Genomic DNA, 26426 nt, shown 5'->3' with positions numbered 1-26426 from the left:
GGTGGACTCGATGAGTTCCGGGCGAAAGCGGGGCCGGAAGAGATGGCCGTGCAGGAGCGCCGGCCGCGCCCGAGCGGTGAGACAGGTGTTCCCGGTGCCGCGGACCTCCCGGTACCGTGATCGTTCCGCGGGTGAGCCGGTGCGGTCTCCCCATGGTTCCCGCTGTGGAGCATCACGAGAACCACGAGTGCCAGGAGAAACCAGGTGTCCTCGATCGCCCTGCCCACCCTCGCACCACCGCGCCGGGCCTGGCTCACCGATCTGCCCGTGCTGCTCGTCGCGGTCGTCTGGGGCGCCAGCTATCTCGCCGCCAAGGGCATCACGACCACGCAGACCGTCATCGCGGTCCTCGTCCTGCGATTCGTCATCGTGCTGCCCGTGCTGGCCGCCACGGGGTGGCGCAGGCTGCGGGCGCTCAGCGCGGCGCAGTGGCGCGGCGCGGGGCTGCTGGGGCTGGTCCTCAGCGGGATCTTCCTCGTGGAGACGTACGGCGTCGTGCGCACCTCGGCGACCAACGCCGGCCTCATCATCAGCCTCACCATGATCTTCACACCGCTCGCCGAGGCCGCGGTGACCCGGGTCCGGCCGCCCAGGGCCTTCCTCGCCGCCGCCGCGCTGTCCGTCGCCGGTGTGGTGCTGCTGACCCAGGGCGGCGGTTTCACCAGCCCGTCGGTGGGCGATCTGCTGATGCTGGTGGCCGCACTCGCCCGTACCCTCCACGTGCTGCTGATGGCCCGCATCAAGTCCGTCCAGGACGCCGACTCGCTGTCGCTCACCACCGTGCAGCTCGGCAGCGCGGTCGCCGTCTTCGCCCTGCTCGCCGCCGTGCCCGGTACCGGGGCGTCGCCGTGGGCGGTGGCCTTGGAGTTCGGTGTCCGGGAGTGGGGCGGGCTGCTCTTCCTCTCCGTCTTCTGCACGCTCTTCGCGTTCTTCGTGCAGATGTGGTCGGTGCGCCGCACCTCGCCGTCCCGGGTCAGCCTGCTGCTCGGTACGGAACCGCTGTGGGCCGCCGCCGCGGGCATCGTCATCGGAGGAGAACGGCTCGGCGTCCTGGGCGTGGTGGGCGCGGTGCTCGTCCTCGCCGGGACGGGCTGGGGGCGTCGCGCCGCCTCCGCTCCCTGAGCCGGGCGGTTACGGCCTCCCCCACGACAGGGAGTGCTCAGCGTCCACGCGGGCGCCCTCGAATTCCGCCCCGACGCGCCCCCCGCCGAGGTCGGCCGGGCCGCCGGCGTGATCCGGGACAGCGCGCACGAGGCGCTCCAGGACCTCCGCGAGATCATCGGCGTCCTCCGCAGCCCCGGCGACAACGGGGAGGGCAACCGGCCGCAGCCCACCCTCGCCACCCCTCGACGCGCTGATCGCCGAGTCCCGTCTCGCCGGCATGAAGATCACCCTCGACAACCGCATCGCCGACCTGGCCGCCGCGCCCGCCGCATCGCGCAGGAGGGCCTGACCAACGCCCGCAAACACGCCCCCGGAGCCGAGGTCACCGTCACCGGGCGTCCGGGCGACGGTCGGCGCCCGTCGAACCGTTCCCACGGTGAAAGCACATGTGTCACACATTCTTGCGAAGTTCGACTTCAACAACCGTGTCCAGATCGCGCTGTTGGTGCACGATGCGGGGCTGCTCGACGAGGAGGACGACGGCGCGGGCCACGTACGCTGAGACGGTTCGATCCGAGGCGATCGAACCGAACCGGCCGGGAGGGGCTGAACCGTGTCCGCAGTCGACATCGATCTTCGCGGGGTCCATGACTTCACCGCGAATCCCTATCCGACGTACGCGAAGCTGCGCTCCGAGGGACCGGTGCACACCATCCGCACCGATGACGCCGAGCGGATCTGGCTGATCGTCGGGTATGAGGAGGGCCGCGCGGCCCTCGCCGACCAGCGGCTCAGCAAGGACTGGCGGACCTCGGACCTCTGGTCCGGTGACGGCGATCCGATCAACGCCAACATGCTGGAGATGGACGCGCCGCACCACACCCGGCTGCGCAAGCTCGTCGCCCGCGAGTTCACCGCCCGCAGGATCGAGTCGCTGCGGCCACGGGTCCAGCAGATCACCGACGAATTGCTCGACGCGATGGTGCCCGCCGGGCGCGGCGACCTCGTCGACGCGCTCGCCTTCCCGCTGCCGATGACCGTCATCTGCGAGCTGATCGGCGTGCCGGACCTGGACCGCGACCGGTTCCGCCTGCTGTCGAACGGCATCGTCGCCCCGACGTCCTCGGACACCGGAGGCGAAGCGGTCCGCGCGATGGGGGCCTATCTCGTGGAGCTCATCGAGGACAAGCGGTGCGCGCCCGGCGACGACCTGATGAGCGCGCTGATCAGGGTGCGGGACGAGGAGGGTGACGGACTATTGCCCGACGAACTCGTCGGCATGGCCTTTCTGCTGCTCGTTGCCGGACATGAGACCACCGTCAATCTGATCTCCAACGGGGTACGGGCCCTGCTTGCCCACCCCGGACAACTCGCCGCACTCCGCGCGGACCTCGGTCTGATCGACGGCGCGGTCGAGGAGATGCTGCGGTACGACGGACCGGTGGAGACCGCCACCTTCCGCTTCGCCCGGGAGCCGGTCGAGATCGGCAACCGGACCATTCCGGCGGGCGAGGCGGTCCTGGTCGCCCTGGCCGGTGGCGACCGCGACCCCGCTCGCTACCCGGACCCGGACCACTTCGACATCCGCCGCGACGCCCAGGGCCACCTGGCCTTCGGCCACGGCATGCACTTCTGCATGGGGGCGCCGCTGGCCCGGATGGAGGGCCGGATCGCGATCCGTACGCTGCTGGAGCGGTGCCCGGATCTCGCACTCGACCCGGCCGGTGCGGAGCTGGACTGGCTGCCCGGGATGCTGATCCGAGGGGTCCGGCACCTGCCGGTGCGCTGGTGGGGTAAGAAGGCGTGTCATGAATGGACTTGACATGCAGATGGCGCAGAAGGTCCTCGACAGCCAGCCGTTCAGCGGGCTCGTCGGGGCACGGATCACCGCCTTCGGGGACGGCGCCGCCACCCTCGAAGTGGACATCCGGCAGGAACTCCAGCAGCAGAACGGCTTTGTGCACGGCGGCGTGCTGTCGTACGCCGCCGACAACTCGATCACCTTCGCCGCCGGAACGACCCTCGGGCCGGCCGTACTGACCGGTGGCTTCTCGATCCAGTACATGCGTCCGGCGACCGGTCGCACCCTGATCGCCCGCGCCACCGTCGTGCACACCGGCCGTCGCCAGGCGGTGGTCCGCTGCGATCTGTTCGCCGCGGCGGACGACGGTGCGGAAGCCCTGTGCGCGGTCGCCCAGGGAACCGTGCTCTCCGCCGAGACGCACTGAAGGGACCCTCCTGGATCAGTCGAGCGACCGAGGCGACCGAGGCCGCGGATGTCGTCGATCTCGCCGCGCCCGGTGACCGCACGGGCATGCTGATACGGGGCCGCGAGCGGCTGCCGGTCGCCTCGTAGCGGGGCCCGCACCGTCAGTCGGTGCGGATCTCGGCCACCGCCACCGGCCGGTGCTCGCGCCGGGACAGCTCGCACGCCTCCGCGATCCGCAGCGCGTGCAGAGCCTCCCGGCCGTCGCACGGGTTGGCCGCCTCGCCGCGCACCACCTGTACGAACGCGTCGAGTTCCGCCTCGTACGCCGCGGCGAACCGCTCCAGGAACCCCGGCCACGGCTTGGCCGGGGCGGCGGGGCCCTGGGGTTCCACCGACGTCAGCGGCGTACGGTCGTCCAGACCGACCGCGACCTGGTCGAGCTCGCCCGCCAGCTCCATCCGTACGTCGTACCCGGCGCCGTTGCACCGGGTCGCGGTCGCCGTCGCCAGTGTGGAGTCGTCGAGGGTCAGCAGCGCCGCCGCCGTGTCGACATCGCCCGCCGCCCGGAACATCGCGGGACCGGCATCCGAACCGGTGGCGTACACCTCCACCACCTCACGGCCCGTCACCCACCGCAGGATGTCGAAGTCATGGACCAGGCAGTCCCGGAACAGGCCTCCGGAGTGCGGCAGATACGCGGCGGGCGGCGGCGCAGGATCGGACGTCATGGCCCGTACGGTGTGGAGCCTGCCCAGCGCCCCGCTCCGCACGGCGGTGCGCGCCGCACCGTACCCGGCGTCGAAGCGGCGCATGAAGCCCAGTTGGAGCACGCTCCCGGCCCGCTCGACCTCATGCAGGGCGCCCAGCGTCCCCGCCAGATCCAGTGCGATGGGCTTCTCGCAGAACGCCGGCAGGCCCGCCCGTGCGGCCAGTCCGATCAGCTCCGCATGTGCCGAGGTGGCCGACGCGATCACGACGGCATCCACCCCTGCGCCCAGCACCTCGGCCACGGACCCGACGGCTGTCGCGTGGCCGATGCGGTCCGCGATCCCGGCCGCCCGCGCCCCGTCGGTGTCCGTCACCACCAGGGTGTCCACCTCGGGGTGGCGGGCCAGCGCGCCCGCATGGAAGGAACCGATCCGGCCGGTGCCGATGAGTCCGATACGCATGGACCCAACGTGCCGCCCACCAGCTGCCCTGTCAACTATATGTCCTGACAAATTGGGGTGTGTCCGATGCCTCGAGCCGCAGCACCCACACCCCGTACGGCTCCGGCGTCACATCGGTTTCACGGGCGGAGCGACGCGATGAGGCGAGGGCACCCAGATTGTCCGGACAACAGGACGACCTGACTACCGATGCTCCGGACGTGACAGCTACGCTCCTGCCGTGTCCAAACCCACCGCCGACCCTGCCGCCCTCGAACTCGGCGTGGACCGCAGCAGCCCGGTCCCGCTCTACTACCAGCTGTCCCAGCAGCTGGAGGCGGCCATCGAGAAGGGCCTGCTCGCCCCCGGCAGCCTCCTCGGCAACGAGATCGAGCTCGCGGCCCGGCTCGGCCTGTCCCGCCCCACCGTCCGCCAGGCCATCCAGTCGCTCGTCGACAAGGGGCTGATGGTCCGTCGCCGCGGGGTGGGCACCCAGGTCGTCCACAGCCAGGTCCGGCGTCCGCTCGAACTGAGCAGCCTGTACGACGACCTGGAGGCGGCCGGGCAGCGCCCCACCACCCGCGTCCTGCGCAACACGGTCGAGCCCGCCCCCGCCGCGACCGCCGCTGCCCTCGGCGTCCCGGAAGGCACCGAGGTCCACCTCGTCGAACGGCTGCGGTCCGCGCACGGCGAACCGATGGCCCTGCTCCGCAACCACCTGCCGGCCGGCCTCGTCGACCTGTCCACCGAACGACTGGAGGCCACCGGCCTCTACCGGATGCTGCGGGCCGCCGGAGTCACCCTGCACAGCGCCCGCCAGACCGTCGGCGCCCGCCTCGCCACGGCCGAGGAGGCGGCACAGCTCGCCGAGCCCGAGGGTGCGCCGCTGCTGACCATGGAACGCACCACGTACGACGACACCGGGCGGGCGGTCGAATTCGGCTCGCACATCTACCGGGCGTCGCGCTACGCCTTCGATTTCCAGCTACTTGTCCGCTGACGCCCGTATATCGGCCCGTTGACGGGGTCCCCGCTCCTCGCTACAACTCCCGAAGCCGCACTCGGGCGGCCGGGAGAGAAGGCGGACCCAGCATGCGTACTCCTCGCAAGGCAGCACCCCTGATCGCCATCTGCACCATCAGCCTCGCCGTCACCGCCGTCGTCGCCGGATGCAGCAGCTCCGGCGGCAAGAGCTCCGAGGACAGGTCCGGCAGCGGCAGCGGGCAAGGAGCCAAGGGCGTCTCCACACCCCGGATGAAGATCGCGATGATCACGCACTCGGGGGAGGGCGACACCTTCTGGGACATCGTCCAGAGCGGTGCGAAGCAGGCTGCGGCCAAGGACAACGTCGAGTTCCTGTACTCCGCGAACAAGGAGGGCAAGGAGCAGGCCCAGCTCGTCCAGGCCGCCATCGACCAGAAGGTCGACGGGATCGTCGTCACCCTGGCCAAGCCGCAAGCCGTGGCGGACGTCGTCACCAAGGCCGTGAAGGCCGGTATCCCCGTCGTCACCATCAACTCGGGCGCGCAGTTCTCGAAGGGCGTCGGCGCGATCGGCCATATCGGGCAGGACGAGAAGGTCGCCGGCGAGGCCGTCGGGGAGGAGCTCAACAAGCGGGGCCGCAAGAAGGCCGTCTGCGTCATCCACGAACAGGGCAATGTGTCTCTGGAGGAGCGCTGCGCCGGGGTGAAGAAGACCTTCAGGGGGAGCGTCGAGAACCTCGGTATCGAAGGCACCAACATGCCCGCCTCCACCTCCTCCATCGAGGCGAAGCTCCAGGCCGACCACGGCATCGACGCGATCGTCACCCTCGGCGCGCCGTTCGCCGCCGCCTCCGTCAAGGCCAAGGAGGGCTCCGGCTCCAAGGCCGAGGTCGACACGTTCGATCTCAACGCCGAGGTCGTCAAACGGCTGAAGGCCTCCGAGGTCGGCTTCGCCGTCGACCAGCAGCCCTACCTCCAGGGCTATCTCGCCGTCGACGAACTGTGGCTCGACAAGACAAACGGAAACGTCATCGGCGGCGGGAAGCCCGTGCTCACCGGCCCGGCGATCGTCACCGCCGCCGACGTGCCGCAGCTGGAGAAATACACCGCGCGCGGTACCCGGTGACCCGCGTGCGGACCGCCGTGCCCACTCCGTGCCGACACATGCGCCCTGCCCCTGCCGGGCGGCGCGGAGCCGGGCTCGGGGATACTTGGCCAGCCGGACCGGGCGGGAACACCACCGGCCGGCACCAAGCAGCACAGCGAGCAGCACAAGAAGGGCACCACGTCGTGGCAAGGGTTCGGACAGGGGTACGTGCGATGGGCGCCGTGCTGGCGGCGGTGCTCGGGGCCTCCCTCGTGGGATGCAGCAGCACCGGTGGCAAGCGGGCGGAGGAGCGCGCGGCCCGTGCCGCCGCCGAAGGCCGGTCCGCGGTGAACACACCCCGCTGGACCTTCGCCATGGTCACGCACTCGGGCGATGGCGACACCTTCTGGGACATCGTCCAGAGCGGTGCGAAGCAGGCGGCCGTCAAGGACAACATCAAGTTCCTGTACTCGCACAACGACGAGGCGCAGCAGCAGGCCCAGCTCGTCCAGGCCGCCATCGACCAGAAGGTCGACGGGCTGATCGTCACGCTCGCCAAGCCCGACGCGTTGAAGGACGTCGTCGCCAAGGCGACGCGGGCCGGGATCCCGGTGATCACGGTGAACTCGGGCTCCGCGGAGTCCAAGGCGTTCGGCGCGCTCACCCACATCGGCCAGGACGAGTCCGTCGCGGGCGAGGCCGTCGGCGACGAGCTCAACGCGCGCGGCCGCAAGAAGGCCCTGTGCATCCTGCACGAGCAGGGCAACGTCGGGCACGAGCAGCGGTGCGCCGGGGCGAAGAAGACCTTCGACGGGCAGATGCAGAACCTGTACGTCGAGGGCACCAACATGCCCGACGTCCAGGCGTCCATCGAGGCGAAGCTCCAGGCCGACAAGAGCATCGATGCGGTCGTCACCCTCGGTGCGCCGTTCGCCGACGCCGCTGTGAAGGCGAAGCGGACCGCGGGCTCCAAGGCCGAGATCGACAACTTCGACCTGAACGCCAAAGTCGCCACCGCACTCCAGGACAAGACCCTGGGCTTCGCCGTGGACCAGCAGCCTTACCTCCAGGGCTACGAGGCCGTCGACCTGCTCTGGCTCTACCGCTACAACCGCAATGTGCTCGGCGGCGGCCGCCCCGTCCTCACCGGCCCGCAGATCATCACCTCGAAGGACGCCGCCCAGCTGGCGGAGTACACGAAGCGGGGGACCCGATGACCACGACGGAGCAACCACCCGCCCCGTCCGGAGCCGACGAGCGGCTGCTGCGCACCTCACCGCTGCGCAGGCTCCTGGGCCGCCCCGAACTCGGATCGGTCGTCGGCGCCGCGGCTGTCTTCCTCTTCTTCTCGATCGTCGCCGACAGCTTCCTGCGCGCGTCCAGCCTCGGCACGGTGCTGTACGCGGCGTCCACCATCGGGATCATGGCGGCGCCGGTTGCCCTGTTGATGATCGGCGGCGAGTTCGACCTCTCTGCCGGTGTACTGGTCACCAGCTCCGCGCTGGTCTCGTCGATGTTCAGCTACCAGATGACGGCCAACGTCTGGGTCGGCGTCTTCGTGTCGCTGCTGGTGACCCTGGCCATCGGCGCGTTCAACGGGCTCATGCTGACCCGTACCAAACTGCCGAGCTTCATCATCACGCTCGGCACGTTCCTGATGCTGACCGGTCTCAACCTCGGCTTCACCAAGCTGATCAGCGGCACCGTGTCGACAAAGTCCATCGGCGACATGGAGGGCTTCGACTCGGCCCGCAAGGTCTTCGCCTCGGAGTGGACCGTCGGCGGGGTCGAGTTCAAGGTGACCATCCTGTGGTGGGCGGTGCTCGTGGCGATCGCCACCGGGATCCTGCTCCGTACCCGCTTCGGGAACTGGATCTTCGCCGTCGGCGGCGAGGCCGACGCGGCCCGCGCGGTGGGCGTCCCGGTGATCCGAACCAAGGTCGGGCTGTACCTCGGGGTCGCCTTCGCCGCCTGGGTCTCCGGGCAGCATCTGCTGTTCTCGTACGACGTGGTGCAGTCCGGTGAGGGCGTCGGCAACGAGCTGACGTACATCATCGCGGCCGTCATCGGCGGCTGCCTGATCACCGGAGGTTACGGCTCCGCCATCGGCTCGGCGGTCGGCGCGTTCATCTTCGGCATGACCAGCAAGGGCATCGTGTACGCGGAGTGGAACCCGGACTGGTTCAAGTTCTTCCTCGGAGCCATGCTGCTCCTGGCCACCCTGCTCAACGCATGGGTACGCAAGCGCGCGGAGGCGACGAAATGACGACCCCGGCCCCCCCGGCGCTGATCGAGCTGGACCACGTCAGCAAGTTCTACGGCAGCATCAAGGCGCTCCAGGACGTCTCGCTGGTGGTCCACGCGGGCGAGATCTCCTGCGTACTGGGCGACAACGGCGCGGGCAAGTCCACCCTCATCAAGATCATCGCGGGGTTGCACCGGCACGACGCCGGCACGCTCCTCATCGACGGTGAGGAGACCACGCTCGCCAATCCGCGCGACGCCCTCGACCGGGGCATCGCCACGGTCTACCAGGACCTGGCCGTCGTCCCGCTGATGCCCGTCTGGCGGAACTTCTTCCTCGGCTCCGAGCCGACGACGGGTGTCGGCCCGTTCAAGACGCTCGACGTCCGGAAGATGCGCGAGACCACCCGCTCCGAGCTGCTGCGCATGGGCATCGACCTGCGCGACGTCGACCAGCCGATCGGCACCCTGTCCGGCGGCGAGCGCCAGTGCGTCGCCATCGCGCGCGCCGTCTACTTCGGTGCCAAGGTGCTCGTTCTGGACGAGCCCACCGCGGCGCTCGGCGTCAAGCAGTCCGGGGTCGTGCTCAAGTACGTCGCGGCCGCCCGGGACGCCGGACTCGGCGTGGTTCTCATCACGCACAATCCGCACCATGCGTATCTGGTCGGTGACCGGTTCGTGCTGCTCAAGCGGGGTGCCATGTCCGGCAGCCACGCCAAGGACGGCATCACGCTGGACGAGCTGACCCGCCAGATGGCGGGCGGCAGCGAGCTCGAGGAGCTCAGCCACGAGCTGCAGCGGGCCACGTCACCGGGGCGCCCGGACACCGACGACAGTCCTTAGGGGTGTCCGGCGGATCATGGCCGGGGTCGACCCTGATCCGCCGGACACCCCCTGGGGCGGGGCGCCACCGGGGCGCCACGGACCCCGTCCGCCCGCCCCGGCGCCCCGGCAGTGGCAGAATCGAGGCTGACGGGCGCCGTCCGTCGCCGGGAGCACCACCACCCGGCCCCCCAGACCCCCGCAGGGACGATGAGCACGTACCGCGACTTCACACACCGCGGCTCCGCCCGCGCCACCGTCCTGCGGACCGTCGGCACCCGTGAGAGGCGCTCGCACCTCACCGCGCCCCGGGTGCCCACCGTCGGCATCGACATCGGGGGTACGAAGGTGATGGCCGGCGTCGTCGACGCCGACGGCAAAATCCTTGAGCAGCTGCGCACCGAGACGCCCGACAAGTCCAAGAGTCCCAAGGTCGTCGAGGACACCATCGTCGAGCTGGTCCTCGATCTCTCCGACCGGCACGATGTGCACGCCGTCGGCATCGGCGCGGCGGGATGGGTCGACGCGGACCGCTCCAAGGTGCTGTTCGCCCCGCACCTCGCCTGGCGCGACGAACCCCTCAGGGACGCCCTCGCCTCCCGCCTCGTCGTCCCCGTCATGGTCGACAACGACGCGAACACCGCCGCCTGGGCGGAGTGGCGCTTCGGCGCCGGGCGCGGCGAGGACCATCTGGTCATGATCACGCTCGGCACCGGCATCGGCGGCGCGATCCTGGAGGACGGTCAGGTCAAGCGTGGCAAGTACGGCGTCGCCGGTGAGTTCGGCCACATGCAGGTGGTGCCCGGCGGGCACCGCTGCCCCTGCGGGAACCGCGGCTGCTGGGAGCAGTACAGCTCCGGTAACGCCCTGGTCCGCGAGGCCCGGGAGCTGGCCGCCGCGGACTCCCCGGTCGCCCACGGCATCATCGAGCGCGTCAAGGGGAACATCCCCGAGATCACCGGGCCGCTCATCACCGAACTGGCCCGCGAGGGCGATGCGATGTGCATCGAGCTCCTCCAGGACATCGGTCAGTGGCTCGGCGTCGGCATTGCCAATCTGGCTGCCGCGCTCGACCCCTCCTGCTTCGTCATCGGCGGCGGTGTGAGCGCCGCGGACGATCTGCTGATCGGCCCCGCCAGGGACGCCTTCAAGCGCCACCTCACCGGCCGCGGCTACCGCCCCGAGGCCCGGATCGTCAAGGCGCAGCTCGGCCCGGAGGCAGGTATGGTCGGCGCCGCCGACCTGGCCCGGCTGGTCGCGCGGAGGTTCCGCCGCACCAACCGCCGTCGCGTCGAGCGGTACGAGCGGTATGCGCAGATCTACGACCAGGCTGCGAACACCATCCGCTCCACGCGCAACACCCGCACCTCCTAGGGATTTCCAGAACATGACCACAGTCGAGCACCCCGTTGTGCCGCGCCAGTCCTCGCCGCCCGGCGAGGACGGCGGCAGGCCCCCGCAGGACCGGCGCCGGATGATCCGGCGGCGCCTGATCACGGCGACCATCATCGTGCTGCTGATCGGCGTCCCGGCCGGCTATCTGCTGATCTCCGCAGGGCAGAGCCGCCGCTCCGGTCAGGACAAGGAGGCCGAGGCCGCCGCGCAGGGGATGCGCGAGGGCTGGCCGTCCCGGATGCAGCGCAGGATCTTCGAACTGCCGATCCCCGGCAACGCCCTGGACGTCCAGTACTACGAGACCAACAACTGGAAGGCCAGCCGGATGTACGTGCAGTTCCGCACGTCGTCCGCCGGGCTCGACCGGTTCCTGAGCCGTCTCGGCAGCGGTCGCGCCGCCCTGAAGGACGGCGAGGTCACCGTCGGTGCCCGCGACACCGAGATCGCCGGCTGGTACTTCGGCCCCGGCGCCGACTGGGCGGGCACCACGCACACCAACAAGGACCCGCGTCCCACCCAGAACATCACCGTCGACATGACCGATCCGGCATCCCCTGTCGTATATGTCGTGTCTGCGGCCACCCCCTGACCGGAGGCCTGCACGACGAAGCCCCGCCGGCGATGCCGGGGCTTCTGCGCGCGGCGGGCTATCGTCCCTGCCCACGTCGGCCCGGCTTCGGGTCCGACACGGAACCAGATCGGTTCAGCCCTCGAACGCCTGGTGCTGGAGGACGATTTCACGCTTGAGGATCTTGCCCGTGGCCCCCTTGGGGAGTCCGTTGGTGAACGTGACGATCCGTGGGTATTTGTAGGCAGCCACCCGCTCTTTGACGTAGTCGCGTAGCTGATCGGCCGTGGTCCGTGCACCATCCCGGAGTGTTACTACGGCGGCTACCTCCTCCCCGTGCACCTGGTGTGGCACGCCGACCACTGCCGCCTCGGCGACGGCAGGGTGTTCGTAGAGCACCTCCTCGATCTCGCGCGGGTAGACGTTGTATCCGCCGCGGATAATGAGGTCCTTCTTCCGGTCGACGATGAAGTAGTAGCCATCTTCGTCGACTCGGGCGAGATCACCGCTGTGGAACCACCCGTCCCGGATGGCTTCCGTGGTCGCACCGGGACGGTTCCAGTAGCCCTTCATGATGTTCTCGCCGCGGATCGCGATCTCACCGACTTCGCCCGGGCCGACCGTGGTGCCATCGTCCGCGACGAGCCTGAGTTCGACCCCGCGGATGGGCAGCCCGATCGAGCCGGCCTTGCGTGGCCGGTCCGGAGGGTTGAATGAGGCGACCGGGGAAGTCTCCGAGAGTCCGTAGCCCTCCAGCACGGTGACACCGAATTCCCGCTCGAAGCCGTGGAGTACTTCGACCGGCAAGGAAGCGCCGCCGGAAACGGCCAGGTGCAGCCGTGAGAGGTCATGGCCGTCGGGGATTCCGGCCTGGAGCAGCGCTGTATACATCGTGGGGACGCCCAGAAAGACGGTGGCCCCATCCCGGTGAATGATCTCCAGCGCCTTCGTCGCCTCGAATCGTGGCAGCAGGCTCAGGGTGGCGCCCGCAGCGACAGCTGTGTTGAGGGCGCAGGTCTGCCCGAACGCGTGGAACAGTGGCAGGCCGCCGAACAGTACGTCGTCCGGCCCGACGTGGAGCAGCGTCTCGACCGTGGTGACCGCGTTGGTCATCAGGTTGCGGTGGGTCAGTTCGGCGCCCTTCGGGGTCCCTGTTGTGCCCGAGGTGTAGAGGATCACGGCGGTGTCGTCCTCTGCCCGGTCGACGATCTCGGGCATCGGTTCGGTGGCCTGCACCAGGATGTCGAATGCCGCTGGGTCCGTGACCAGGCATTCAGCCCCGACCTCTGCGGCGGCCGTCTTGGCCTCGCCCGCGAACAGCGGGGACGTCACCACGATGCGGGATCCGGAATCCCGGAGGGTGAATTCTATTTCACGGGCTTTCAACAGTGGGTTCATCGGTACCACTACGGCGCCTGCGCGGAGGATGCCGTAGTACGTGATGGGGAAGTAGGTGACGTTGGGCATGACCAACGCCACGCGATCGCCCGGCCGGATGCCCTTGGCCTGCAACAGGGTGGCGACCCGGGCGCTTGCATCGTTCAGTTGGGCATAGGTGAGGACGATCTCGTCCTGGCGAATGGCGATGCGGCCGCCATCGGCCCAGGCGGATTCCGCCAGGAGTGAGGCGAGGTTGTTCATTCGGCTTCCCCTTCGATCGGAGCTGGTGGCGGTCACCATTGGCTGCGGGAGCCGCAGAGGCCCGCCGCGTTCTGCGTCGCGATCACGTCGCGGGGGGTGATCCCGCCGCGGCCGGGGCGGTTGCCGGCGCTGTGCAGATCCCCCCAGAAGTCCGGCGGCAGGTCGCGTCCCTGCCGCAGGGCCAGCCACAGCCGCAGCACGTGGCGCTTCAGCTCGGGCTCTGCGAAGTCCTCGTACTCCGTGCGGGAATGAAGAACCGCGTGGTTGCTGAGCAGCAGCAGGTCGCCGACCTCGAAGTCGACATCAAGTCGGAATTCCCGGGACTCAGCCAGTTCGTCGATGAGGTCGAACAGCTCCATGTCCGCCGGCTCCAAGCGGGGAACGTCAGAAAAGCGCTGTGCGGACTCGAGGTAGCAGCGGTTGTATCGCATGCTGAGCTTCCCTCCGTACCAGGACGCCAACGGAACCGCGGAGTACGGGGGTTCACCGGGTGGTTGCTCCTCCCGACGGTCGAGGAAATGTGTGCGGTACAGGCGCTCGACCAGCTTCGGCCGCTGTGCCAGCACGGCGTTGTAGACCGCCGCCGAGCTGACGACGGCGGTGCGTGCGCCGGTGCGAGCCGCTCGCAGACACAGCAGCCCGAGGACATCGGAGCCGTCGGTGTGGAACGGCAGCCTCGCTCTTGTCTGATAGCCGCGCGTCGCGGAGTCGGCCATGGTGCCGCCGGTGTCCCGGGCGTGACCGAGCATGTGGCCCGCAGCGTTCTGCGACACCGGGACGCCCAGGTGCTGGCCCAGTCCCCAGAAAATGGTGCTCGCCGCCGCCTGGCTGTACTGCTCGACCGGAATGCCTTTGACGAGTACGAAGCCCCGTCCGTTCTCCAATACGTCGGCGAGTTGTGCCAGCTCGCCGGCCAGGGTCGGCAGCGGAAAGTCGCGGGCGCTCACCTTCAGGAGCGGAACACCGCGCTTACGCACCGCCTGCAGTGCCGCCTGGAGTTCGTCGGTCTGCGCCGGCGAGAGTCGCAGGACCCACTCGGAGGAGTTCGCCAGGTCCGGGCCCTTCCACACGGCCGGCCCTGCGCAGGGCTGGCGCAGCAGGTTGATCACGCTCGTCATGGTGGCCTCACTCGGGTCGTGCATCCGTCCGGTCCATATCGCGTGCGGCTTTTCCCTGACCGGTGGACCGGAAATTGCGTGCACGACCCTTCTCCTTTCCACCCGGAAGAATCCCGTGGATGTGAACCAGGCCATTCCGCCAGGGGGCATTGATCTGCATAGGATTCCGTGCCACTTTTTCAGGGGGCTGGTCAACGGTTGGAGTGTTTGTCATGGTGTTCTCCGCAGGATTTCAGATCAGCCGGGACGCCGAATCCAGGAGGCGAGCTCCATCGCAGTGGTGCAACGCTAGGTCACGGCCTGACGCATCGCTTTACTTGACGTGACATCTTACTTACCATTTGGGGACAGAGCCTTGGAGTACGCCCTTGAAGCCACTGGTCCGCAATGCGGCGCTGAACAGCTACGTCGAGCTCAGCCAGTCCCTCGGCATCGACCCGCGAGCGCTGATGAAGAGCGTGGGTCTGGACCCCGTAGGTCTCGCGGTCCAGGACAGATGGATCTCTGGCGCGGCCGTGACTCAGCTGCTTGAACTCTCTGCGGTGGCCTCGCACCGCGAGGACTTCGGACTGCTCCTCGCTGAGCGCCGCCGCTTCGCCAATCTCGGCCCCATCAGCTTGGTCATCCGCGAGGAGCCCGATGTCCGCAGCGCACTCGGGCTACTTATGCGACATAACTACATGTACAACGAAATGCTCCGTAGCCGAGTCTCCGAGGCAAACGGCCTGACCACCCTCAAGGTGGGACTGGAATTGGGTGAGGCAATGGAAGCCCGGCAGGCCACAGAGCTGGCCGTGGGCGCCTTCCATGGAGTTCTCCGCACTTTCCTCGGCGCTCGGTGGCAGTCGGTCGCCGTGTGTTTCACGCACAGCGCTCCCAAAGATATCGGTACCCACCGGCACATCTTCGGTCCGGTAGTTGAATTCGACCGGGAATTCACCGGGATCGTTTTCTACACAAGCGACCTCGACACTCCCAATACGATGTCGGACCCGCTGCTCCGGAACTACGCGCGGCAGTATTTCGATTCCATCGCAGTCTCGAGGGACACGACCGTACTGGACCGTGTGCGCGAGTTGATCGAAGTCCTGCTGCCGAGCGGGCGCTGTTCCATCGAGCAGGTCGCATCCAGCCTCGGCGTCGACCGGAGGACCGTCCACCGGTACCTGGCGGGTTCGGGCGAGACGTTCTCCTCCCTCCTCAACGCCACGCGTACCGAGCTCGCGGAGCAGCTCGTGGCGAACCCGCGCCGCTCGTTGACGGAGATCTCCGGGCTGCTGGGATTCTCCGGACCGAGCGGCTTCTCACGCTGGTTCCGTGAGCAGTTCGGCAGCAGCCCGAGGGAGTGGCGCACCGGGAGGGCCAGGCTGCAGCACTCCGACGAGGAGTGATCACCGGTCCAAGAACCGGAGGTCGAAGCGATCCGCCGCCTCGCCCTGGGCCTGCCTGGGCTGGGGCGACGCCGACAGGGGCCAAGCCTGTCCCCAAGTGATAAGTCAGTTGTCACCCAGGGGCAAGCATGGCGCGTAACCGGCCCTTAACGTTGCATTACCGCAGGGGACACCGACGGGCCCCACAAGGACCAGCAGGAACCCTGCTGCAGCCGCGTGCTCCCTCCGGACTCGCTGATCGTATCTGAGCCGCCCAGCGGGCCTGGGAACCAGGTCTGCGAGCTCACTCCGCCCCTCGCCAAGCCCTTCAGACCTCGCATTGCGGGCAGTGATGCGCGCGGCGAGTGAAGACCCGTCCGACAAAGGAGATGGACCGTGCACTTCCTCGACGACTCCCTGTATCCGGAGAACCAGGAGAAGTTGGTGATCCAGGCGGCCCCCTACGGGCCGGAGTGGCTGCCCGGTGACGCCGACGACCTTCCGCTCACCATGGATGAACACGTGCAGGCGGCGGTCGACTGTTACAACGCCGGCGCCACGGTGCTGCACATTCACGTGCGCGAGCTGGACGGTCACGGCTCCAAGCGCATGTCCATGTTCAACGAGCTGATGGCCCGGCTGCGCGAAGCCGTGCCGGACATGGTCCTCCAGATCGGTGGGTCGATCTCCTTCGCACCCGAGGACGAGGGCTCCGATGCCAAGTGGCTGAGCTACGACACTCGCCACATGCTGGCCGAGATCAACCCCCGGCCGGACCAGGTGACGATCGCGATCGGCACCAACCAGATGAACATCGTCGAGCTCTTCGACGACGAGGACATCGAGGGCACCTCCATCGCGAAGCCGGCCATGTACAAGGCCTACCGCGACATGGTCGTCGAGGCCGGGCCGGACTTCTACCTCGAGCACCTCACGCGGCTCCGTGCCAAGGGCATCCAGCCGCACTTCCAACTCGCCAACATGGCACAGCTGGAGACCGTGGAGCGGCTTATCCGCAAGGGCATCTACAACGGGCCGTTGGTGCTCAACTACGTCGCCATCGGCGGAGGTTTCGCCGGTCGGCATCCGGCCGACCTGATCGAGTTCATCCGCCGCGTCCCGGACGGCGCCGTGCTCACCATCGAGGCCTCCATGCGCGCGGTGGCGCCGATGAACGCGATCGGCATCGCCCTGGGCACGCACGTGCGGGTGGGCAACGAGGACAACCTGTGGCGGCGCAAGGGCGAGCGGATGTCCTCCGTGAAGCAGGTCGAGCAGATGGTTCAGGTCGCCAACGCGCTCGGCCGTGAGATCGCCACCGGGCAGGAAGCGAAGAAGATCTACAAGATCGGCGAATGGTACTCGGACGCCGACGAGACCCTGGCCCAGCTCGGCATGGTGCCCAACCGCCGCCCCGGCCGGCGCGGCTTCATGCTGCGCGACGTCAAGAGCTGACCTACCCGCACCAGCGGCGGTCTCGGGGCCGATCCTGCATCCGTCCCAGCTGAGCCGGGTCGGCCCGCGACCGCCGTACCCACACACGAGCAAACGGAGCAACTTGTGGCACACGCCATTCGCTTCCATGAGACCGGCGGCCCCGACGTCATGCGGTGGGAGAAGGTCACCGTCGGCGACCCGGGCCCGGGCGAAGTACGGATCCGGCACGTCGCCGTCGGACTCAACTTCGCCGACACCTATTTCCGCTCCGGTCTGTACCCGGCTCCGCTGCCTGCGGGGCTCGGTGTGGAGGCCTCAGGTGTGATCGAGGCCGTGGGCGAAGCCGTCACCCATGTCGCAGAGGGCGATCGGGTGACCTACACCGGCAGCCCGCTGGGGGCCTACAGCACGGAGCGGGTCATGCCCGCGGATTCGCTGATCAAGCTGCCGGAGGAGATCAGCTGCGAGACCGCCGCTGCGATGACCATGCGGGGCCTCACCTCGGCCTATCTGCTGCGCCGGATCCACCCGCTGAAGTCCGGCGACACCGTATTGCTCCACGCGGCGGCGGGCGGCGTGGGCCTGATCTTCTCCCAGTGGGCCAAGCTGCTCGGAATCACCGTGATCGGCACAGTCTCCAGCGAGGAGAAGGCCGAGATCGCCCGCGCACACGGCTGCGAACACATCATCTACTACCGGCGCGAAGACGTGGCCGAGCGGGTGCGAGAGCTGACTGCAGGCGCCGGAGTTCCCGTCGTCTTCGACAGCATCGGCAAGGACACCGTCGCCGGATCCATGGCCTCGCTGCAGCGCCGCGGTCTGCTGGTGTGCTTCGGCACGGCCTCCGGTGTGCCGCCCCTCGACGCCATGCAGCTCGCCATCCACGGCTCGCTGTTCGTGACCCGGCCCGCGCTGGCCGACTACATCGCCGAAGCCGCCGAGCGGGACGCCCTGGCGGGCGAGCTGTTCGGGCATGTCGCGTCCGGACGTATCAAGATCCAGATCAATCAGCGCTACTCCCTCCAGGACGCGGTACAGGCACACCGCGATCTGGAAGCGGGACGGACCACGGGATCCTCCGTCTTCGTCCTCTGAACACTCCGTGCCACGCACCTTCGAACACGCCGTGCCCGGCACCTTCGAACACCCCGTGCCTCGCACATCACCCCAGGAGTGAGCACATGCCCCAGACAGTCCACCCGAGGGAAGCCACGCCCGCCCTGGTGCGCCCGGGCGTCCTCCGCACATCGATCAAGGTTGAGCCGCTGACCTGCACCATCGGCGCCGAGGTCTTCGGAGCGAACCTCGGCGACGCCTCGCGCGACGACGACCTGTTCGCCGAGATCAAGCAGCTGCTGCTGAAGTACAAGGTCCTTTTCCTGCGGGACCAGGACATCACGCGCGCCGAGCACGTCGCCATCGCCTCGCGCTTCGGCCCGCTGGAGGACCACCCTGTGGTCGGCAGCGATCCGGACCACCCGGGGCTGGTCCGCATTTACAAGGACCTGGACAGCAAGCCCGAGCACTACGAGAACGCGCTCCACTGCGACGGGACCTGGCGCGAGTGCCCGCCCATGGGGGCCGTGCTGCGCTGCGTGGAAACGCCTGAGGTCGGCGGAGACACGGTCTGGGTCAACATGGCCGAGGCCTACCGCAGGCTGCCGGAGCACATCAAGACACAGATCGCAGGACTGCGGGCGCGGCACAGCATCGAGGCGACCTTCGGCGCCGTCATGCCGACGGAGCGGCGCCACCAGTTGAAGGCGCAGTACCCGGACGCCGAACACCCGGTGGTGCGCACCCACCCGGAGACCGGCGAGGAGATCCTCTTCGTCAACAGCTTCGCGACACACTTCGTCAATTACCACACGCCCGAGAACGTGCGTTTCGGCCAGGACTACGCGCCCGGGGCGAGCAATCTCCTGAACTACCTGATCAGCCAGGCGGCCGTCCCCGAGTACCAGGTGCGCTGGCGCTGGCAGAAGAACAGCTTCGCCATCTGGGACAACCGCTCCACACAGCACTACGCCGTCCAGGACTACTGGCCGGCCGTCCGCAAGATGGAGCGCGCGGGAATCACCGGTGACAGGCCGTTCTGAGCCCTGACCAGAGACGCAAAGGTGACGCCAATGAGACTTCACACTGCCGGCACGGCCGTGCCGGGCACGTCTCACGCCATGCCAACCGTATCTCGTAGGTACGCCTGGCTGGTGTTCGCGCTGAGTTTTGGGCTCCTGCTGTCCGACTACATGTCCAGGCAGGTCCTCAATGCGATCTTTCCTCTGCTGAAGGCGGAGTGGTTGCTCTCCGATGGCCAGTTGGGTTCGCTCAGCGGCATCGTGGCCTTGATGGTGGGTGTGCTCACCTTCCCCCTGTCGCTCGTGGCGGACCGCTGGGGCAGGGTCAAGAGCCTGGTCATCGCCGCGACGGTGTGGAGCCTGGCGACGCTGGGCTGCGCGGTGTCGGCGAGCTACGGCCAGATGTTCCTGGGCCGGTTCATAGTCGGTGTCGGCGAGGCGGCCTACGGGAGCGTCGGCATCGCGGTGGTCCTCAGCGTCTTCCCCATCGGTCTGCGGGCCACGCTCTCCGGCGCGTTCATCGCGGGAGGGGCCTTCGGATCTGTGCTGGGCGTGTCGATCGGCGGCGTCATCGCCCAAGCACACGGCTGGCGCTGGTCGTTCGGTGCCATGGGGATCTTCGGACTGGTCCTTGCCGGGATCTTCGCCATGGTGGTCAAGGAAAAGAGGCTGGGTCCAGGTAACCGGGGTAACAGCGGCACATCCGGCGAAAAGATCCCGATCCGGACCTTGCTGCCACGGCTGTTCTCATCGGTCTCCGTGCTCTGCGCCTACATCGGCAGCGGGCTGCAGATGTTCATCGCGACGGCCCTGCTCGTCTGGATGCCCAGCTTCTTCAACCGTTATTACGACATGCCTCCCGCGAAGGCCGGCCTGGTTTCCGGGGGCTTCGCGTTGATCATAGGGGTGGGCATGATCCTCTGCGGGATGGTCGCCGACCGCCTCAGCCGGAGGATCGGCGCCCGGAAGTGGACCGTCGCGATCATCTGCAGTCTCGGGTCGCTCGTGCTGCTGATGACCGGATTCCAACTGCCGACCGGCCCGCTGCAGCTCGTAGTGATCGGCGCCGGGGCCCTGCTGTCCAACGCCACGGCCGGCCCGGCGGCCGCCATGGTGGCGAATTTGACCCCTGCCGCCGTCGCGGCGACGGCCATGGCCACACTCACCCTGGCCAACAATCTGCTGGGGATTGCCCCGGGAACCGCGGTGACGGGCATGCTCGCGGACCGCATGGGCCTGCGCGGCGCGCTGCAGGTGATCCCGCTTGTCGCGGTCCTGAGCAGCGTGGCCTTCGCCTTGGGCAAGCTCTACTACGAAAGAGATCTGCGCCGCTTGGGCCTGCTGTCCGACGTGGCGCTCAGGAACCTGGAGCCGCAGACATGACCCTCACCGCACCGCCGACCATCGTGATCGTCCCCGGACTGCGCGATCACATGCCGGATCACTGGCAGACCATCCTTGCCAACAAGCTCGCCGATGCCCGTACCGTTCCGCCGTTGGAAAGCGACAGGCTGAACTGCGACGCCCAGGTCGCAGCCCTGGACGAGGTGCTGTCGGGCATCTCCGACCCGGTCGTTCTGATCGCCCACAGCGCCGGAGTGATGACCACCGCGCACTGGGCGCAACGACACCGGCGTCCGATCAAGGGCGCGCTGCTGGCGGCGCCGCCGGACTTCGGCACGCCGCTGCCCGAGGGCTACCCCACCCTGGAGGCCCTGCGCGAAAATGGCTGGTTGCCTGCGCCGCGGACAACCCTGCCCTTCCCCAGCATCGTCGCGGCGAGCACGAACGACCCCCTGGCCGATTTCAGTCGCGCCGCCGATCTCGCCCGGGCATGGGGGAGCCGTCTCGTGGATCTCGGCCCGGTCGGACACCTCAACCCTGCATCCGGCTACGGCGAATGGCCTCGGGCGGAAGAGTTCATCCGCGAGCTCAGCTGAGTTCTCGACGCGGCTCTCGTGGAAGACCTTGACGGTCGCACCGTCGTCGGCGGCCCACTTGAAGTCGTAGACGTCGATGTAGTCGCCGAACATGTCGCGGGTGTTGCGCTCGGCCTCGGAGACCGGGGTCGCCGGCGGAGGCGAGCGACGTGGCGTGCGGGAGCGCGTCCCGCAGGTGGCGGGCGTAACGGTCGATTGCGTGATGCGCGCCGTGATGTACTCAGCGGAACGGTGACCGTCGGACGGACAGGATCGCGACGTCGTCGTGCTGGCCGCCCTCTCCGGCGAACGCGCGCGCGTCGTCGTAGAGGGCGTGCGGCAGGTCGGTGGGGGAGAGAGATACGCGCTTGGTGAGGCGTTCGGTGACGGGGTAGAACGTGCCGTCGGCGGCGCGGGTCTCGGTGAGCCCATCGGTGGTCAGCAGCAGCGTCGCGCCGGGTGGGAAGGTGAACCAGTCGACGGTCGCGGGTTCGGCGGCGAGCTCGGCGAGACCGAGGGGGACGCCGGAGTCGAGGACTGGCGTGATGACGGTGGCGTTGTGCAGCAACTGCAATGGAATGTGCCCGCAGTTGATGACTTGTACCTCGTCGTGCGCGTCGATGTTGACGATGAGCGCTGTGACGAACCGTTCGTCGTCGCCGGTCTGTGCGGCGTAGGAGTTGTGCCGTACGACAGAGGCATCGAGGGCATCGACGAGCGCGGTCAGGGTGGGCTCTCGGTGGGCCGCCTCACGGAAGGCGCCGATGACGGCGAACGCGGCGCCGACCGCGGGCAGGCCCTTGCCCTGGACATCGCCGATCAGAACCCGGGTTCCCCACGGAGAGACGACGACGTCGTAGATGTCGCCGCCAATGAGCCGGTCCTCCTGTACGGGCTCGTACACGCCGTCGACCAGGACGTCGTCGGTGAGCAGAGGCAGAGGGCGCAGGATGTGGCGCTGCATTGCTGCAGCGGTGGAGCGCAGCCGCAGCATCTCGTGCACGCGGCGGATACGACGGTGGCAGGCGTAGACGGAGGCCGCGCCCAGGGCGAGGGTGAGCAGCATCATGAGGATCCTGTCGAGCCACGACCGCCCGTCACCGTGCCGGACCAGCACGGTGACGATGACCACAAGCGTGGTCCATGCAGACACGAACTTCGTCTGGCGTACGGTGCACAGCGCGGACGCCGTCCCCGGCAGGAATACAAGGAGCCCGAGAAGCCACACCGGGGACTCGGACAGGGCACCGAGGAGCACCACCAGGAAGGTCACTGACACCACGCCGATCATTACTTCGGCATTGCGCGGTGGTTCGATGGCCTCGAAGGGACGCGCGACTGTCTTCGGACGCTTACGGGGCACGGGACCTCCCGGGCAGGTGGTGTACTCCCCGTACGTTAGGCAGGCCCGGCCGTGGGTGAGCCGCGCCCCGCCGGACGATGGCCCCTGTGCGGTGACCAGCACTACGTGCAGGGTGCGTGGCCCGTGCACTCCTTCGACCCGGTCGCGTTCGATGTCGCTGGGTGCGGACGGGCCCGGGATCCGGGTCAGCGGCCCATGCGAGGCGGGGAAACGCCTGCGGGGACCGGGACGACGACCCGGTCCGCGGCGCGTGCGACGCAGATGTGCAGGTCGGGGGGCGGGGAGCAGGAAAGTGTGGCACTGACCAGGATCGCCGTCCGGGACGACCGAACCGGTCTCCGCCATGACCCGGGCGCATCCGCTGGTCACGCCCGGTGGCGGAGCCGCAGGTCGAAGACTCGGGTCATCCGGGGCACGTTCGCCTCCCGTCTGAGCGCTCTTCAGGAATGTCGATGGCCGACGCCGGGCCGGTGGGGCGGTCAGGACTGTGACGGTTCCTGTCACGAACGTCCCTGTCGGGGCGCACCCACCGGTTCCGCGGCAGCGCACGCCGCTCAAGCGTGGTCGACAGATCAGCGTGCGGGGCACGAATCACAGCACCAGCCATGTCGCGGAGCCCTCGTTGCGAGGTGTCTCGCACCCGGGAGGCCGGTCCGGGCGTCCCAGGTGACGTGTACAACAGGCAGCAGCCAATGGCGACGTCCTGACAGTGGGATACGGTTCGGCTGGGAAGAATCTGCTCGGTCCACCCGAGTTGCGCCAAGGTCCAGACACGGCGGCCGCCCGAGGGGGGAGCTGGATGCTGCAGGCATTGGGATTGGGACCGGCCGAAGAGGCCATCTACACTGCAATGCTGGCCCGCCCGACAGCCTCCGCGCAGGAGCTCGCCCGGCAGACCGGACTTGAGAAGGCCGAGACCACCCGCATCCTGCTCGACCTGGCGACACGTGGCCTGGTGGCGGTCGCCACCGAGGCCGGGAGCGGGGCACCTGACTCGGCTGACTGCGGGGCCGGCCGCCAGCCCGCCCGCTACCGGCTCACACCGCCCTCGGTGGCTCTGGCTCCGCTTCTCGTCGAGCAGCGCAACGCGCTGCGCCAGGCCGAGACCGCGTTCTCGATGCTGACCGAGCAGTACCGCAGTATCGCCGCACACCCTGCGGGCAGCGTCGTGGAGGTGGTCGTCGGCGTGGAGCAGGTCGCACACCGGTTCCACCAACTGCAGCGCGGCGCCCAGCAGGAGTTGCTTGTCTTCCTCGTCGGCGCGCCCATCGCGGTGCCGCGCGAAGACGCCGACATGTCGGAGAGTTCCGCGCTGGACCGCGGAGTCGACTTCCGGGTCGTGGCTGCCAAGAACTATCTCGACGGTCCCGACGTAGCGCGGGACGTGCGGGCGGCCATCACGGCGGGTCTCGAGCTTCGCCTGGTCGACTCGTTGCCGTTGAAGATGGTCGTGTCGGACCGGGAGCGTGCCATGGTGCCACTGGACATGGCGGACTCCGGCGGTGAGCCGAGCGCCATCGTGGTGCACCGCAGCGGCCTGCTGACGGCCCTGGTCCATCTCTTCGAGAAGGAATGGGCGCACGCCCGGCCGCTGTACACCACCACCACGAGTGTGCGCGTGGAGGCGACAGCCGATCAGCAGCCGACCGAGGGGGAACTGGAGGTCCTCGCCCTGCTGCTGGCAGGGATCTCCGACCGGCGGGCGGCCTCCCAACTCGGCCTCTCCATACGAACCGTGGAGCGACGGACACGCCGTCTGATGGACCTTGCCGGAGCGGATTCGCGCCTGCAACTGGGGTGGCACGCCGCACGTGCGGGCTGGCTTTGACCTCCTCCTCCTCGGCCTGAGGGCCGAGGAGTCTCCCTCTGTTGGTGGTCACCCTGCGAGGGTGGCCGCCAACTCCTGGCGGGTTCCCGCTTCACCGCCGGCGTGCCCGTGATCCGGGCTGGAGGTGTCTACCGGCGCGGCGGCGCGCGCACGCCGACGGGTACCTGACCGAGTCCCAATCGGCTCTCGGCTGCTCGGGGATGAGGAACGGCATTGCGATGGCGACGGGCACGATGACGAAACCGGCGATCAGGCCGTCGAGCGTCGGTCCGGCGGGGCATACCCCCAACTGCCAGGCCGAGGCCCCACCGAGCTGACGAACCAATAGATGTGACCGCGTGACGGAAAACCGACACGCGGGAAACCCGTCACGCGCGGCATCCCTATGCCATCCGCATGTCTGCCAGGCAGCACGGCTTGTTCGCGGTATCAAGTGGGGAGATTCATGCGTTCCATAACGCGTATAGCCTTGGGCGCGGCGACCGCCGCCGTCCTGGCCGTCACCGCGGTCGCGCCTTCCGGGGCGGCGGATACGCCGCCTGACGGTGCCTCGGGGAAGAGGCCCATCATCGGCAGCGGTACCAAAGCAACGGGCGGCAAGCAGGTGCCGGTCACGCTCGTCACCGGCGACAAGGTGCTGGTGACCACGGACACGTCGGGCCACAGCTCGGCGGCCGTGCTGCCCCGCGAGGACGGCACGCAGCCCATGGTCCAGACCTATCAGATGGGCAAGGACCTTTACGTCTACCCGGAGGACGCCTCCCAGGCGATCGCCGAGGGCAAGGTCGACGAGCAGCTGTTCAACGTCACTGGGCTCATCCGCCAGGGATACGACGACACACACACCGACACGCTGCCACTTATCGCCACTTACCAGAACAGTGTGAACGTTGCCGACAGCGCGCCGGCGGCCCCTCGCGGGGCCGAGCGGGGCCTGAGCCTCCCGGCTGTGGACGGCGTTGCGCTCAAGGCCGGCAAGGACACTGCCGCCGCCTTCTGGCAGGACATCACCAACACCCGCTCACGTGCTGCCTCCACGCTGAAGAAGCTGTGGCTGGACGGCAAGGTCGAGGGCACGCTGGACCGGTCCACCGCGCAGGTGCACGCGCCGGAGGCCTGGGCGGCCGGCTACGACGGCAAGCGCACCAAGGTCGCGGTGCTGGACACGGGCGTGGACGCCGAGCACCCGGACCTGGTGAACCGGGTCGCCGGTTCCAAGAACTTCACGGACTCCAAGACCACCGACGACCGGGTGGGCCACGGCACCCACACCGCTTCCACGGTCGGCGGGTCCGGAGCGGCCAGCGACGGCCGCAAGAAGGGCGTCGCCCCCGGTACCTCCCTGCTCATCGGCAAGGTCCTCAGCGACCAGGGCTACGGCCTGGACTCCTGGATCATCGCGGGTATGCAGTGGGCCGTCGACCAGCAGGCCGACGTCGTCTCCATGAGCCTGGGCAACCCTACGATCGGCGACTGCAACGACCCGATGGCCCAGGCCACGAAGCAGCTCTCGCAGAACACCCACACCCTGTTCGTCGTCGCCGCCGGCAACGCCGGTTCGGGCATCGAGACCGTCTCCTCGCCCGGCTGCGTGCCCGGCGTGCTGACCGTCGGTGCCGTCGACCGCGATGACAGCACGGCGTGGTTCTCCAGCCGCGGCCCGGTGGCCGTCACCCACACCCTCAAGCCCGAGATCGCCGCCCCCGGCGTCGACATCTCGGCGGCCAACGCCGGCGGCCGTGGTATCTACGCCTACCAGACGATGTCCGGCACCTCCATGGCGACCCCGCATGTCGCGGGCGCCGCGGCCATCGTCCGCCAGGCCCACCCGGACTGGACCGCGCAGCAGATCAAGGCCGCCCTGGTCTCCTCGGCCCGCACCGGCGGCAAGGTTGCCGGCGCCGACCAGACCGGCGGTGGGGTGCTTGACGTGTTCGGCGCGGTGAACCAGAAGGTGCTCTCCGCGCCCGCTGTCCAGGCCGGCAGCTACAACTGGCCGCAGGACGCCTCGGACCGCACCGCCCCGGTTCGAGTAGAGGCTCGATTTCATGAAAGGATCGAGTCATGGCAAGACCTTCCCGTTACCCCCTTGAGCTCCGCCGCCGTGCGGTG

The 26426-nt window shown here is 68.7% G+C and carries 22 protein-coding genes and 2 pseudogenes; 20 read left to right on the top strand and 4 right to left on the bottom strand.

The genetic code is table 11. From position 1 onward, the window contains the following. Positions 1-204: 204 nt before the first annotated feature. The 5 genes and pseudogenes from ACWD6R_RS31715 to ACWD6R_RS31695 all read left to right on the top strand — a co-directional run bounded on the left by ACWD6R_RS31715 (position 205) and on the right by ACWD6R_RS31695 (position 3332). Positions 205-1122 (top strand): DMT family transporter, encoded by a 918-nt coding sequence (locus ACWD6R_RS31715; protein WP_451821852.1) that lies wholly within the window; start codon positions 205-207, stop codon positions 1120-1122. Between the two features lie 24 nt (positions 1123-1146). Further along, positions 1147-1515 (top strand): annotated as a pseudogene (locus ACWD6R_RS31710) (sensor histidine kinase); the annotation flags it as partial. Positions 1516-1528: 13 nt separating this feature from the next. Beyond that, positions 1529-1666 (top strand): annotated as a pseudogene (locus tag ACWD6R_RS31705) (DNA-binding response regulator); the annotation flags it as partial. Between the two features lie 51 nt (positions 1667-1717). Continuing rightward, on the top strand, positions 1718-2926 hold the full coding sequence (locus ACWD6R_RS31700) for a cytochrome P450 family protein (protein ID WP_451821851.1): 1209 nt from the start codon (positions 1718-1720) through the stop codon (positions 2924-2926). Continuing rightward, complete coding sequence (locus ACWD6R_RS31695; protein WP_451821850.1) at positions 2913-3332, top strand: PaaI family thioesterase; 420 nt, start codon at positions 2913-2915, stop codon at positions 3330-3332. Before ACWD6R_RS31700 ends, ACWD6R_RS31695 begins: the two co-directional genes overlap by 14 nt. A 142-nt stretch (positions 3333-3474) precedes the next feature. On the opposite strand, the gene ACWD6R_RS31690 is transcribed toward ACWD6R_RS31695, so the two are convergent. Further along, on the bottom strand, positions 3475-4482 hold the full coding sequence (locus tag ACWD6R_RS31690; RefSeq protein ID WP_451821849.1) for a Gfo/Idh/MocA family protein: 1008 nt from the start codon (positions 4480-4482) through the stop codon (positions 3475-3477). A gap of 220 nt (positions 4483-4702) precedes the next feature. Between ACWD6R_RS31690 and ACWD6R_RS31685 the strand changes: the two genes are divergently transcribed. From ACWD6R_RS31685 to ACWD6R_RS31655, 7 genes are all read left to right on the top strand, one after another. Further along, the gene (locus ACWD6R_RS31685) at positions 4703-5461 is read left to right on the top strand and encodes a GntR family transcriptional regulator (RefSeq protein WP_451821848.1); all 759 of its coding nucleotides are present in this window, start codon (positions 4703-4705) and stop codon (positions 5459-5461) included. Positions 5462-5553: 92 nt separating this feature from the next. Continuing rightward, entirely contained in the window at positions 5554-6570 is a 1017-nt protein-coding gene (locus tag ACWD6R_RS31680) for a sugar ABC transporter substrate-binding protein (RefSeq protein ID WP_451821847.1), read from the top strand. A 164-nt stretch (positions 6571-6734) separates the two neighbouring features. After that, positions 6735-7748, top strand: a complete 1014-nt coding sequence (locus ACWD6R_RS31675) for a sugar ABC transporter substrate-binding protein (RefSeq protein ID WP_451821846.1) — start codon at positions 6735-6737, stop codon at positions 7746-7748. Further along, positions 7745-8797 carry an ABC transporter permease gene (locus tag ACWD6R_RS31670; protein WP_451821845.1) on the top strand — a complete coding sequence of 351 codons (1053 nt, stop codon included), beginning with the start codon at positions 7745-7747 and terminating at the stop codon, positions 8795-8797. The genes ACWD6R_RS31675 and ACWD6R_RS31670 overlap by 4 nt, the downstream gene beginning before the upstream one ends. Then, on the top strand, positions 8794-9618 hold the full coding sequence (locus ACWD6R_RS31665; protein WP_451821844.1) for an ATP-binding cassette domain-containing protein: 825 nt from the start codon (positions 8794-8796) through the stop codon (positions 9616-9618). The genes ACWD6R_RS31670 and ACWD6R_RS31665 overlap by 4 nt, the downstream gene beginning before the upstream one ends. Positions 9619-9807: 189 nt before the next feature. Beyond that, entirely contained in the window at positions 9808-10971 is a 1164-nt protein-coding gene (locus ACWD6R_RS31660) for an ROK family glucokinase (RefSeq protein ID WP_451821843.1), read from the top strand. Between the two features lie 13 nt (positions 10972-10984). Beyond that, entirely contained in the window at positions 10985-11581 is a 597-nt protein-coding gene (locus tag ACWD6R_RS31655) for a hypothetical protein (RefSeq protein WP_451821842.1), read from the top strand. Positions 11582-11695: 114 nt separating this feature from the next. Here the strand turns inward: ACWD6R_RS31655 and ACWD6R_RS31650 are convergent, their stop codons facing one another. Both ACWD6R_RS31650 and ACWD6R_RS31645 read right to left on the bottom strand, forming a co-directional pair. Beyond that, on the bottom strand, positions 11696-13201 hold the full coding sequence (locus tag ACWD6R_RS31650; protein ID WP_451821841.1) for a long-chain-fatty-acid--CoA ligase: 1506 nt from the start codon (positions 13199-13201) through the stop codon (positions 11696-11698). Between the two features lie 32 nt (positions 13202-13233). Next, the gene (locus ACWD6R_RS31645) at positions 13234-14403 is read right to left on the bottom strand and encodes a TauD/TfdA family dioxygenase (RefSeq protein ID WP_451821840.1); all 1170 of its coding nucleotides are present in this window, start codon (positions 14401-14403) and stop codon (positions 13234-13236) included. Positions 14404-14687: 284 nt separating this feature from the next. On the opposite strand from ACWD6R_RS31645, the gene ACWD6R_RS31640 reads away from it, so the two are divergent. From ACWD6R_RS31640 to ACWD6R_RS31615, 6 genes are all read left to right on the top strand, one after another. Beyond that, the gene (locus ACWD6R_RS31640) at positions 14688-15710 is read left to right on the top strand and encodes an AraC family transcriptional regulator (RefSeq protein WP_451821839.1); all 1023 of its coding nucleotides are present in this window, start codon (positions 14688-14690) and stop codon (positions 15708-15710) included. Between the two features lie 375 nt (positions 15711-16085). Next, complete coding sequence (locus ACWD6R_RS31635; RefSeq protein ID WP_451821838.1) at positions 16086-17144, top strand: 3-keto-5-aminohexanoate cleavage protein; 1059 nt, start codon at positions 16086-16088, stop codon at positions 17142-17144. 105 nt (positions 17145-17249) lie between these two features. Beyond that, positions 17250-18221 (top strand): quinone oxidoreductase family protein, encoded by a 972-nt coding sequence (locus ACWD6R_RS31630; RefSeq protein ID WP_351204913.1) that lies wholly within the window; start codon positions 17250-17252, stop codon positions 18219-18221. An 86-nt stretch (positions 18222-18307) separates the two neighbouring features. After that, positions 18308-19225, top strand: a complete 918-nt coding sequence (locus ACWD6R_RS31625) for a TauD/TfdA dioxygenase family protein (RefSeq protein WP_451821837.1) — start codon at positions 18308-18310, stop codon at positions 19223-19225. Between the two features lie 111 nt (positions 19226-19336). After that, positions 19337-20587: an MFS transporter gene (locus tag ACWD6R_RS31620; RefSeq protein WP_451821836.1), complete on the top strand. Its 1251-nt coding sequence runs from the start codon at positions 19337-19339 to the stop codon at positions 20585-20587. Further along, positions 20584-21144, top strand: coding sequence for an RBBP9/YdeN family alpha/beta hydrolase (locus tag ACWD6R_RS31615; protein WP_451821835.1), 561 nt, complete (start codon positions 20584-20586; stop codon positions 21142-21144). Before ACWD6R_RS31620 ends, ACWD6R_RS31615 begins: the two co-directional genes overlap by 4 nt. 220 nt (positions 21145-21364) lie before the next feature. Here the strand turns inward: ACWD6R_RS31615 and ACWD6R_RS31610 are convergent, their stop codons facing one another. After that, positions 21365-22486 carry a PP2C family protein-serine/threonine phosphatase gene (locus ACWD6R_RS31610; RefSeq protein WP_451821834.1) on the bottom strand — a complete coding sequence of 374 codons (1122 nt, stop codon included), beginning with the start codon at positions 22484-22486 and terminating at the stop codon, positions 21365-21367. Positions 22487-23285: 799 nt separating this feature from the next. Here ACWD6R_RS31610 and ACWD6R_RS31605 point away from each other — a divergent pair. Together ACWD6R_RS31605 and ACWD6R_RS31600 are read left to right on the top strand one after the other, a co-directional pair. Beyond that, positions 23286-24314, top strand: a complete 1029-nt coding sequence (locus ACWD6R_RS31605; RefSeq protein WP_451821833.1) for a helix-turn-helix domain-containing protein — start codon at positions 23286-23288, stop codon at positions 24312-24314. Between the two features lie 445 nt (positions 24315-24759). Next, a partial coding sequence (locus ACWD6R_RS31600) for a S8 family serine peptidase (RefSeq protein ID WP_451821832.1) occupies positions 24760-26426 on the top strand: 1667 nt, incomplete at its 3' end.

This window comes from Streptomyces sp. NPDC005151, assembly GCF_053599875.1.
This window is presented reverse-complemented; position numbering and strand designations above follow the sequence as displayed.

Bases quoted from the DNA above. Each gene is read 5' to 3' on its own strand.
- ACWD6R_RS31615 (WP_451821835.1), top strand. From the start codon at position 20,584: ATGACCCTCACCGCACCGCCGACCATCGTGATCGTCCCCGGACTGCGC.
- ACWD6R_RS31650 (WP_451821841.1), bottom strand. From the start codon at position 13,201: ATGAACAACCTCGCCTCACTCCTGGCGGAATCCGCCTGGGCCGATGGC.
- ACWD6R_RS31670 (WP_451821845.1), top strand. From the start codon at position 7,745: ATGACCACGACGGAGCAACCACCCGCCCCGTCCGGAGCCGACGAGCGG.
- ACWD6R_RS31665 (WP_451821844.1), top strand. From the start codon at position 8,794: ATGACGACCCCGGCCCCCCCGGCGCTGATCGAGCTGGACCACGTCAGC.
- ACWD6R_RS31605 (WP_451821833.1), top strand. From the start codon at position 23,286: ATGCTGCAGGCATTGGGATTGGGACCGGCCGAAGAGGCCATCTACACT.
- ACWD6R_RS31660 (WP_451821843.1), top strand. From the start codon at position 9,808: ATGAGCACGTACCGCGACTTCACACACCGCGGCTCCGCCCGCGCCACC.
- ACWD6R_RS31695 (WP_451821850.1), top strand. From the start codon at position 2,913: ATGAATGGACTTGACATGCAGATGGCGCAGAAGGTCCTCGACAGCCAG.
- ACWD6R_RS31690 (WP_451821849.1), bottom strand. From the start codon at position 4,482: ATGCGTATCGGACTCATCGGCACCGGCCGGATCGGTTCCTTCCATGCG.
- ACWD6R_RS31655 (WP_451821842.1), top strand. From the start codon at position 10,985: ATGACCACAGTCGAGCACCCCGTTGTGCCGCGCCAGTCCTCGCCGCCC.
- ACWD6R_RS31625 (WP_451821837.1), top strand. From the start codon at position 18,308: ATGCCCCAGACAGTCCACCCGAGGGAAGCCACGCCCGCCCTGGTGCGC.
- ACWD6R_RS31680 (WP_451821847.1), top strand. From the start codon at position 5,554: ATGCGTACTCCTCGCAAGGCAGCACCCCTGATCGCCATCTGCACCATC.